Origin of the sequence: Saccharomonospora iraqiensis subsp. iraqiensis, assembly GCF_000430445.1 — a bacterium.
GTDB classification, from domain to species: Bacteria; Actinomycetota; Actinomycetes; order Mycobacteriales; family Pseudonocardiaceae; genus Saccharomonospora; species Saccharomonospora iraqiensis.
In genome coordinates this window covers 62,450-70,307 of record NZ_KE387090.1, presented here as the reverse complement: position 1 = coordinate 70,307, position 7,858 = coordinate 62,450, and the positions used below count along the sequence as shown (strand labels likewise).

Below are 7,858 nucleotides of genomic sequence, written 5' to 3'. Positions count from 1 at the left end.
GCCCGCCCCGGTGCACGACCACCGGGGCGGGCCGGTGGAGCGGGCCGCCCCACCACGGCGGCCCGTCCCCCACCGGGGCAGCCTTTTTCCGAGGAGTGCCTGAATGCGCATTGCGGTGACCGGATCCATCGCGACCGACCATCTGATGTCGTTCTCCGGCAAGTTCGCCGACCAGTTCGTCGCCGACAAGCTGGAGAACGTCTCGCTGTCGTTCCTGGTCGAAGACCTGGAGATCCGTAGGGGCGGTGTGGCGGCGAACATCTCGTTCGCGCTGGGCCGCATGGGCCTGACGCCGATCCTGGTCGGCGCGGTCGGCCACGACTTCGACGACTACCGCTCCTGGCTGGAGCGGCACGGCGTGGACACCAAGTCGGTGCACGTCTCCGCCGACAAGCACACGGCGCGCTTCATGTGCACCACCGACGAGACCCAGAACCAGCTCGCCTCCTTCTACGCCGGGGCGATGAGCGAGGCCCGCGAGATCGAGATCCAGGCCGTCGCCGACCGCGTGGGCGAGCTGGACCTGGTGGTCATCGCGCCCAACGACCCCGAGGCGATGCTGCGGCACACCGAGGAGTGCCGCCAGCGCGGCATCCCGTTCGCGGCCGACATCTCCCAGCAGCTGGCGATCATGCCGGGCGAGGACGTGAAGAAGCTCGTCGAGGGCGCGGCCTACCTGTTCACCAACGAGTACGAGAGCTCGCTGCTGCTCAAGCACACCGGCTGGTCGGCCGACGAGGTCCTGGACCGCGTCGGTACCTGGGTCAGCACCCACGGTGGCGAGGGCGTGCGGATCGAGGGCCGCGGCCACGACACGATCTCGCTGCCCGCCATCCCGGACGTGGAGCCGGTGGAGCCGACCGGGGTCGGCGACGCGTTCCGATCCGGCTTCCTGTGGGGAATCAGCCGTAAGATGACGATGGAGAGGGCGGCGCAGGCCGGCTGTGCACTCGCGAGCATCGTGCTCGAGACGGTCGGCCCGCAGGAGTACCCGCTCGACCGTGCGGACTTCTCCGACCGCGTGGCCAGGGCCTACGGCAACGACGCCGCGGCCGAGATCGAGTCCAAGCTGCGGGTGTGAATCATCATGGATAGTCGTTTTCTCGACGAACTGCAGCGCCGGGTGCTCGTCGCCGACGGTGGGATGGGTACCGCGCTGCAGGAGTACGACCTCACGCTGGACGACTTCGCCCAGCTCGAGGGCTGCAACGAAATTCTGAACGAGACCAGGCCGGACGTCGTCCGCTCGATCTACCGCGGGTTCCTCGAGGCGGGTTCCGACGCGATCGAGTCGAACACGTTCGGCACCAACTACGGCAACTTCGGCGAGTACGACATCCTCGACCGCTGCCGTGACCTGGCCGAGAAGGGCGCCTCGCTGGCGCGCGAGTGCGCCGACGAGTACTCGACGCCGGACAAGCCCCGGTTCGTGCTCGGCTCGATGGGCCCCGGGACCAAGCTGCCGACGCTCGGGCACGCCCCCTACGCGCTGCTGCGGGACTACTACCAGGAGAACGCGCTCGGCCTGCTCGACGGCGGCGCGGACGCGGTGCTCGTCGAGACGTCGCAGGACCTGCTCCAGACGAAGGCCGCGATCGTCGGCGCCAAGCGCGCCATGACGCAGGCGGGCCGGCGCATCCCGATCATCGCGCAGGTGACGGTCGAGCAGACCGGCACCATGCTGGTCGGCTCCGAGATCGGCGCGGCGCTGACCGCGCTGGAGCCGCTCGGCATCGACATGATCGGCATGAACTGCGCCACCGGCCCGGCGGAGATGACCGAGCACCTCCGGGTGCTGGCCGAGCACGCGACGGTGCCGATCTCGGTGATGCCCAACGCCGGTCTGCCCGAGCTCGGGGAGAACGGCGCGGTGTACCCGCTGCAGCCGGACGAGCTGGCGGCGTCGCTGAAGGAGTTCGTCACCGACTTCGGCGCCCGGCTGGTCGGCGGTTGCTGCGGCACCACCGGTGAGCACGTGCGCGCGGTGGTCGACGCGGTGTCCGGCCTGACGCCGAAGGAGCGTGAGCCGGAGGTCGTGCCCTCGGTGTCGTCGGTGTACCAGGCGATCCCGTTCGAGCAGGAGGCCTCCCTGCTCAACGTGGGCGAGCGGACCAACGCCAACGGCTCGAAGGCGTTCCGCGAGGCGATGCTGGAGCAGCGCTACGACGACTGCGTGGAGATCGCCAAGGCGCAGACCCGCGAGGGCGCGCACATGCTCGACCTCTGCGTGGACTACGTGGGCCGGGACGGCACCGAGGACATGATCGAGCTGGCCTCGCGGCTGGCGACGTCCTCCACGCTGCCGGTCATGGTCGACTCGACCGAGGCCGACGTCATCGAGGCGGGCCTGGAGCGGTTCGGCGGCCGGTGCGCGATCAACTCGATCAACTACGAGGACGGCACCGAGCCCGGCGGCCGCTACGACCGGGTCATGCGGATGGCGGTCGAGCACGGTGCGACCGTGGTCGTCACCTGCATCGACGAGGAGGGCCAGGCGCGGACCGCGGACTGGAAGCTCCGGGTCGCCGAACGGGCCATCACCGACCTCACCGAGAACTGGGGTCTCGACGAGTCGGCGGTCATCATCGACCTCCTGGTGTTCCCGATCACCACGGGCCAGGAGGAGGTCCGCAAGGACGCCATCGAGACGATCAACGCGATCCGCGAGCTGAAGCAGCGCCACCCGCGCGTGCAGACCACGCTCGGGTTGTCGAACGTGTCGTTCGGGCTGAACCCGGCGGCGCGGCAGGTGCTCAACTCGGTGTTCCTCAACGAGTGCCGCGAGGCCGGGCTCGACTCGGCGATCGTGAACTCCTCGAAGATCCTGCCGATGAACAAGATCGAGGACGAGCCCAAGCAGGTGGCGCTCGACCTGGTCTACGACCGGCGTGCCGAGGACTACGACCCGCTGCAGAAGCTCATGGGCCTGTTCGAGGGCAAGACCGCGTCCTCGAACCAGGCCTCCCGCGCGGAGGAGCTGGCCAAGCTCCCGCTGTTCGAGCGGCTGCAGAAGCGCATCATCGACGGCGAGCTCAACGGCCTCCACGGCGACCTCGACGAGGCGATGCAGGAGAAGAAGCCGCTGCAGATCGTCAACGAGGACCTGCTCGCCGGGATGAAGGTCGTGGGCGACCTGTTCGGTTCCGGGCAGATGCAGCTGCCGTTCGTGCTCCAGTCGGCCGAGGCGATGAAGACCGCGGTCGCGCACCTCGAGCCGCACATGGAGAAGGACGACTCGGGCGGCAAGGGCAAGCTCCTGCTGGCCACCGTCAAGGGCGACGTCCACGACATCGGCAAGAACCTGGTCGACATCATCGTGTCGAACAACGGCTACGACGTGGTCAACATCGGCATCAAGCAGCCGATCAACGCCATCCTGGACGCCGCCGAGGAGCACAAGGTCGACGCGATCGGCATGTCCGGCCTGCTGGTGAAGTCCACGGTGATCATGAAGGACAACCTGCAGGAGATGAACTCCCGCGGGGTGGCCGACAAGTTCCCGGTGATGCTCGGCGGCGCGGCCCTGACCCGGACCTTCGTGGAGAACGACCTCGACGAGGTCTACGAGGGTGAGGTCCACTACGCCAAGGACGCCTTCGAGGGGCTCACGCTGATGGACCGCATCATGGCGGTCAAGCGCGGCGAGGCCCTGGAGGAGAACGAGGCGGAGAAGGCCAAGCGCGAGGAGCGCAAGGCCCGCCGCGAACGGTCCAAGCGCATCGCCGAGAAGCGCAAGGCCGAGCAGGAGCCGGAGCCGAGCCTGGACGACACGACCCGGTCGGACGTCGACCCGGACGTGCCGGTGCCGACCCCGCCCTTCTGGGGTTCGCGGGTCGTCAAGGGGCTCTCGGTCGCCGACTACCTGGCGGTGCTGGACGAGCGTGCCACGTTCTTCGGCCAGTGGGGTCTGCGCGGGTCCAAGAAGGGCGAGGGCCCGACCTACGAGGAGCTCGTGGAGACCGAGGGCAGGCCGCGGCTGCGGGCCTGGATCGACGAACTGTCGACCAAGGGCATCCTGCAGCACGCCGCGCTGGTCTACGGCTACTTCCCGTGCTACTCCGAGGGCAACGACCTGGTGGTGCTGGACAAGGACGAGCCGGACGCCCCGGAGCGGATGCGGTTCACCTTCCCCCGGCAGCGCCGGGACCGGCGGTTCTGCCTGGCGGACTTCTACCGGTCCAAGGAGAAGGCCCAGGAGACCGGGCAGGTCGACGTGCTGCCGTTGCAGCTGGTCACGATGGGCCAGCCGATCGCCGACCACGCCAACGAGCTGTTCGCGAAGGACGCCTACCGGGACTACCTGGAGATCCACGGACTCTCGGTGCAGCTCACCGAGGCGCTGGCGGAGTACTGGCACCGCCGCATCCGGCAGGAACTGACGTTCTCCTCGGGCAAGCCGGTCGCCGACGAGGACCCGGAGGACGTGGAGGAGTTCTTCAAGCTCGGCTACCGGGGCGCGCGGTTCTCGCTCGGTTACGGCGCGTGCCCGGAGCTGGAGGACCGTGCCAAGATCGTCGAGCTGTTGGACGCCGAGCGGATCGGTGTGGAGCTGTCCGAGGAGTTCCAGCTGCATCCGGAGCAGTCCACGGACGCGATCGTGGCGCACCACCCCGAGGCGAAGTACTTCAACACCTGATCCGCGGGCACGACCCGCGGGCGGAACCTGATCAGCGGGCACGACCCGCAACGAGGGAAAGGAAAACATGAGCGCGAAGTTGCAGAAGGTGAACGGTCTCGAGTTCGCCATCGCCGACCTGAACCTGGCCGAGGCCGGGCGGCACCAGATCCGGCTGGCGGAGCACGAGATGCCCGGCCTGATGGCGACTCGCAAGGAGTTCGCGGCGTCCAAGCCGCTCAAGGGCGCCCGGATCGCGGGTTCGCTGCACATGACCGTGCAGACCGCCGTGCTGATCGAGACGCTCGTCGAGCTCGGTGCCGAGGTCCGCTGGGTGTCGTGCAACATCTTCTCGACCCAGGACGAGGCCGCCGCGGCGGTCGTCGTGGGCCCGAACGGCACGCCGGACAAGCCCGCCGGTGTCCCGGTCTTCGCCTGGAAGGGCGAGACGCTGGAGGACTACTGGTGGTGCACCGACCAGCTGTTCCAGTTCGGTGACCAGGCCCCGAACATGATCCTGGACGACGGCGGCGACGCGACGCTGCTCGTGCACAAGGGTGTCGAGTTCGAGGCCGCCGGCGCCGTGCCGGAGGCCACCGAGGAGGACCCGGACGAGTTCAAGGTCGTCCTGTCCACCCTGCGCAAGAGCCTGGCCGCGGACTCCGGGCGGTTCACCCGGATCGCCGAGGCGGTCAAGGGTGTCACCGAGGAGACCACCACCGGTGTGAAGCGTCTCTACGACTTCGCCAAGACCGGTGACCTGCTCTTCCCGGCGATCAACGTCAACGACTCGGTCACCAAGTCGAAGTTCGACAACAAGTACGGCTGCCGGCACTCGCTGGTGGACGGCATCAACCGCGCCACCGACACGCTGATCGCGGGCAAGACCGCCGTGATCGCCGGCTTCGGTGACGTCGGCAAGGGCAGCGCCGAGTCGCTGCGGGGCCAGGGCGCCCGCGTCGTGGTCACCGAGATCGACCCGATCTGCGCGCTGCAGGCCGCGATGGAGGGGTACGAGGTCGTCACGATGGAGGACGTCGTCGAGACGGCCGACATCTTCGTGACCACGACCGGTAACTTCAACATCATCACCGCCGACCACATGGCCCGGATGAAGCACCAGGCCATCGTCGGCAACATCGGCCACTTCGACAACGAGATCGACATGGCCGGCCTGGAGAAGACCCCGGGCATCCAGAAGATCGAGATCAAGCCGCAGGTGCACGAGTACCGGTTCACCGACGGCCACTCGATCATCGTGCTCAGCGAGGGCCGCCTGCTGAACCTGGGCAACGCGACCGGCCACCCGAGCTTCGTGATGTCCAACAGCTTCACCAACCAGGTGATGGCCCAGATCGAGCTGTTCACCAAGCCCGGTGAGTACGACAAGCAGGTCTACGTCCTGCCGAAGAAGCTCGACGAGAAGGTCGCGCTGCTGCACCTGGACGCCATCGGCGTGAAGCTGACCAAGCTGACCAAGGAGCAGGCCGAGTACATCGGCGTCGACGTCGAGGGCCCGTACAAGCCCGAGCACTACCGCTACTGAGCCTCACCTCGTCGGTCCCGCCCCACGCAGGCCCCGCCCCGTGCGGGGGCCTGCGTGGGGTCGGGGCCCAGGCGGTCGGTGACGGCGAACGGAGCGGAGAGAAGCATGAAGACCATCGCACTGGAACTCGTTCCACCGAACCTCGACGGCGGTGTCGATGAGGCGGTGGAAGTGGGCCAGAAGGTCGTCGACAGTTGCCGCGCGACTGGGATGACCGATCAGATCAAGCACCTGATGATTCCCGGCATGATCGCCGAGGACCCCGACCGTCCCATCGAGATGAAGCCCAAGATGGACACCCTGGACTTCTGGGAGACGGTCCGGCCGGTGATCGGGGACGTGCGCGGCCTGTGCACGCAGGTCACGGCGTTCCATGACAAGCCGCAGCTCACCGAGCGGCTGCGCTCGCTGCGGAACTCGGGCATGGACGGCATCACCTTCGTCGGGGTGCCGCGGACCATGAGCGACGGCGACGGGCCGGGCATGCCCCCGACGGACGCGCTGTCCGAGTTCACCGACGTCGTGGACAACCGCGGCGTCATCCTGATCCCCACCCGTGAGGGGGAGCAGGGCCGGTTCAACTTCAAGTGCGACAGTGGCGCCACGTTCGCCATGACGCAGTTGCTGTTCTCCGAGGCGATCGTCGACTTCCTGGCCGACTTCGCCCGGCAGACCTCGCACCGGCCGGAGATCCTGCTGTCGTTCGGGTTCATCCCGAGCGCGGAGACCAAGGTCGGCCTCATCGACTGGCTGATCCAGGACCCCGGCAACGACGTGGTCAAGCAGGAACAGGAGTTCGTCGCCCGGGTCGCGGAGAAGAGCTTCGCGGAACGGAAGAAGGCGGTCGTCGACCTGTACAAGCGGGTCGTCGACGGGGTGGGTGAGCTCGGCTTCCCGCTGAGCATCCACCTCGAGGCCCCGTACGGGCCGTCGAAGCCCGCCTTCGAGACGTTCGCGGAGATGCTCGACCACTGGTCGCCGCTGAACGACCGGTGAGCCGTACCGGGCACACCCGCGACCGCTGAGGCACGCGGTCGCGCGTCGAAGCTGGTGGTGGCCGTTCAACGGCGAGCGGTCACCACCGTCCCACCCGCCCGCGGGCCGGCGTCCGCGCGCGGGACACCGCCGGGCCCCGTGCGAGGCCCGGTGGGCGACGACACCTCTCGATCATGGGGTGGACCACCTCACTATCCTTGTCGACACGTGCGTTTAGGGTTGGCCGATCCAACGCGAGTCGGGGCGAGGTGGAAATGAGCAGCGCAGCAGAACCGGACGGCCAGGTGCCGCCGCGCACCGTTTTTCCGGTGACGTGGCGGGGTTACGACCGCGACCAGGTGGACGAGTACGTGCGGGGCGTCGTGGAGACCGTGCGGCTGTTGGCCGCGGAACGGGACGCCGCGGCCCAGCGCGCGCACAGATACGGCACGGAGCTGGCGGCCCTGCGGGAGAGTTACGACGGTCTGCGCGACCGGTTCGACCGCGTCTGCGGCACCCCGGTGGAGTCGGACGGGCTGTCCGAACGTCTGCTGCGCATGGTGGAGCTCGCGGAGTCCGAGGCGCTCGAGATCCGCGCCGAGGCGGAGGCCGCCGCGCGGGACCGCGCCGCGGAGCTGGACGCCCGCGAGGAACACATGCTGCGCGAACACGAGCGCAGGCAGGACGAGCTGGCCGAGCGCCGCGCCCGCTGGGAGGCCGAG

General features: G+C 68.5%; 5 protein-coding genes. All 5 read left to right on the top strand.

Annotation, left to right across the window (positions count from 1 at the left end; translation table 11 throughout):
• Positions 1-103: 103 nt before the first annotated feature.
• Complete coding sequence (locus tag ACTIR_RS0112560; protein ID WP_007024500.1) at positions 104-1,081, top strand: carbohydrate kinase family protein; 978 nt, start codon at positions 104-106, stop codon at positions 1,079-1,081.
• A 6-nt stretch (positions 1,082-1,087) separates the two neighbouring features.
• Positions 1,088-4,636 carry a methionine synthase gene (gene metH / locus ACTIR_RS0112555; protein WP_026454553.1) on the top strand — a complete coding sequence of 1,183 codons (3,549 nt, stop codon included), beginning with the start codon at positions 1,088-1,090 and terminating at the stop codon, positions 4,634-4,636.
• A 67-nt stretch (positions 4,637-4,703) separates the two neighbouring features.
• Positions 4,704-6,161 carry an adenosylhomocysteinase gene (ahcY, locus tag ACTIR_RS0112550; RefSeq protein ID WP_026454552.1) on the top strand — a complete coding sequence of 486 codons (1,458 nt, stop codon included), beginning with the start codon at positions 4,704-4,706 and terminating at the stop codon, positions 6,159-6,161.
• A 105-nt stretch (positions 6,162-6,266) separates the two neighbouring features.
• Positions 6,267-7,157 carry a mycobacterial-type methylenetetrahydrofolate reductase gene (locus ACTIR_RS0112545; RefSeq protein WP_026454551.1) on the top strand — a complete coding sequence of 297 codons (891 nt, stop codon included), beginning with the start codon at positions 6,267-6,269 and terminating at the stop codon, positions 7,155-7,157.
• Between the two features lie 254 nt (positions 7,158-7,411).
• Positions 7,412-7,858, top strand: a 447-nt coding sequence (locus ACTIR_RS26610; protein WP_026454550.1) for a DivIVA domain-containing protein, incomplete at its 3' end; no start/stop codon positions are given.

What these genes read in the sequence shown, in the direction of transcription:
- ahcY (WP_026454552.1), top strand. Translation starts at nt 4,704, where the DNA reads ATGAGCGCGAAGTTGCAGAAGGTGAACGGTCTCGAGTTCGCCATCGCC.
- ACTIR_RS0112545 (WP_026454551.1), top strand. Translation starts at nt 6,267, where the DNA reads ATGAAGACCATCGCACTGGAACTCGTTCCACCGAACCTCGACGGCGGT.
- metH (WP_026454553.1), top strand. Translation starts at nt 1,088, where the DNA reads ATGGATAGTCGTTTTCTCGACGAACTGCAGCGCCGGGTGCTCGTCGCC.
- ACTIR_RS0112560 (WP_007024500.1), top strand. Translation starts at nt 104, where the DNA reads ATGCGCATTGCGGTGACCGGATCCATCGCGACCGACCATCTGATGTCG.